Source organism: Marinospirillum sp. (assembly GCF_014859565.1).
Genome location: NZ_JACUUA010000381.1, coordinates 1 through 2,226, shown reverse-complemented (window position 1 = coordinate 2,226; position 2,226 = coordinate 1). Strand labels below are relative to the sequence as shown.

2 protein-coding genes are annotated in these 2,226 nt (G+C 54.0%); both read left to right on the top strand.

Features of this window, described 5'->3' with window-relative positions:
• Positions 1-184: 184 nt before the first annotated feature.
• Complete coding sequence (locus tag IBX50_RS19910; RefSeq protein WP_292258137.1) at positions 185-844, top strand: response regulator; 660 nt, start codon at positions 185-187, stop codon at positions 842-844.
• A complete protein-coding gene (locus tag IBX50_RS19905) occupies positions 841-2,184 on the top strand; it encodes an ATP-binding protein (RefSeq protein ID WP_292258136.1) in 1,344 nt (447 codons plus the stop codon). Before IBX50_RS19910 ends, IBX50_RS19905 begins: the two co-directional genes overlap by 4 nt.
• Positions 2,185-2,226 lie beyond the last annotated feature (42 nt).

The window sequence follows — 2,226 nt, the reverse complement described above, 5'->3', positions numbered from 1 at the left end:
ATCCAGGTACGTGGGGTGGGCATGATTGACTCCGGTTTTTTCAGACAAGATGAAGAGATTGAGCGGCATTCTGCTCCCGCAACCTGACACCAGCCTTAACACGCAGAATTGAATGTTCAGTCTGATGTCAGAAAGTCGGGTTAAGATGCAGGTAAGCGCTGTTAAATCTTTGGGAGAAACCACCATGCGCCTGTTGCTGGTAGAAGATACAAAAGGGCTGGGTGAAGCCATTCGTGATCAGTTGCAAGACGAAGGTTATGCCGTGGATTGGGTGGAGCGGCTGAGTGCTGCGGGTGATTGTTTACGCTCTACACCCTATGAATTGTTACTGCTGGATCTGATGCTGCCGGATGGTTCCGGACTGGATTTTCTGCAGCAGCTACGCAAGGCGGGTAATACCTTGCCGGTGATTATTCTGACCGCACGGGATCAGATCAGTGATCGTATTGCCGGGTTAAATGTCGGTGCGGATGATTATCTGGTCAAACCCTTTGATCTGGATGAAATGTTGGCACGAGTTGCAGCAGTGGCGCGACGCTACAGCGGCAATCCGAATCCACTGTTACAACTGGGCGACTTGCAGGTGGATCTGACGGCACGGCGGGTATTAAAAGCCGGGCAGCCGGTGGAGCTGTCGGCGCGGGAATGGGCGGTGTTTGAGGCATTTTTACAGCACCCCGGCCAGTTGCTGACCCGCTCAAGGCTGGAAGATGCTCTTTATGCCTTTGGGGCTGAAATCGAAAGCAACACCATTGAGGTGTACATCAGCCGCCTGCGCAAAAAGCTGGGCAAAAACAGCATAGAAACCCAGCGTGGTCTGGGTTACCGGATGCCAGCAGCATGACTGCCTTAAAACAGCAAACCAGCCTGCAGAAACAACTGCTGATCCGGCTGGGCTGGGTGCTTTGTGTTCTGTGGTTGCTGGGTTTACTGCTGGCCGGGCTGGTGTTGCGTCAGGCACTGAATCAGTCTTTTGACAGTGCCTTGCAGGAAACTGCCGAGCGTATCCTGCCGCTGGCGGTGGTGGAGTCTTACAACCGTGAACAAGACCAGGTGATTCAGCAGCTACCGGCCTTGCGGGCTCATGATGAATACCTGACTTATCAGGTGCAAACCGCAGATGGTCTGGTGTTATTACAATCTCATGCCGCCCGGCAGGAAAGTTTTATCCACAGCACACCCTTGCCGGAAGGTTTTATTGATTATGCCGATCATCGTCTTTACATCACCTCTGCTGTGAGTGGTCACTTTTTTATTCAGGTGGCAGAACCTTTAGCCCAGCGCCGTGCTGCGGTCAGGAACAGTCTTTTGGCCTTGGCTTTACCGCTTTTGTTAATTGGGCCGCTGAGTCTGCTGGTGGCCGCGTTGCTGGTACGTGCCGCGCTGCGACCTGTACGCGTTTACGGGGCGGCACTGGAGCAAAGGGGTGCAGCGGATTTATCACCCATTCAGGATTTATCCCTGCCACAAGAGCTGGAACCCATGGTGCAGGCGGTGAATCAGCTCATGGCACGGCTGCGCAAAGCACTGGAAGCGGAGCGGCACTTTACCGCCAATGCTGCCCATGAACTGCGCACACCACTGGCAACCGTGATGGCGCAGCTCCAGCGCTTGCAGAAAAAACTCACCGATGAGGATGCCCGTGCAAAAGCAAATCAGATGGCGGCATCCTTGCAACATCTTGCGGTGATGGCCGATAAATTGCTGCAGCTGGCCAAGGCTGAAGGTGCCGGTTTGTTGGCAGAAACACCGCAGGATTTATCTGTGCTGTTGCACTTGGTGGTTAACGAATTGCAGGTGGCAGCCGGTGGCAGACTGCAGTTGGATCGACCACAGCAGCCAGTAATGTCACAGGTGGATGTGGATGCTTTTGCACTGCTGGTAAAAAACCTGCTGGACAACGCTATTAAACACGGCAGATCGGATCAACCAATTCAGATTGTATTAACCCCTGATGCATCTTTGTGTGTCATCAATCACTGTGAACCGCTGGATGCCACCCAACTGGATCGTTTGCAGGAGCGATTTTTCCGGGGCACTACCCAGGCAACCGGCTCTGGTCTGGGGCTGGCAATAGCGGCAACACTGGTGCAGGGTATGGGTGGCCGGATGCAGTTGTATTCTCCGGCCAGAGGGTTGGAGCAGGGATTTGAAGTGGTGGTACAACTGCCCGTCAGTTGTTGATTGGCCAGAGGATACTGACTGTCAGGCCTCCACCGGGGGTAT

Bases quoted from the DNA above. Each gene is read 5' to 3' on its own strand.
- IBX50_RS19905 (WP_292258136.1), top strand. From the start codon at position 841: ATGACTGCCTTAAAACAGCAAACCAGCCTGCAGAAACAACTGCTGATC.
- IBX50_RS19910 (WP_292258137.1), top strand. From the start codon at position 185: ATGCGCCTGTTGCTGGTAGAAGATACAAAAGGGCTGGGTGAAGCCATT.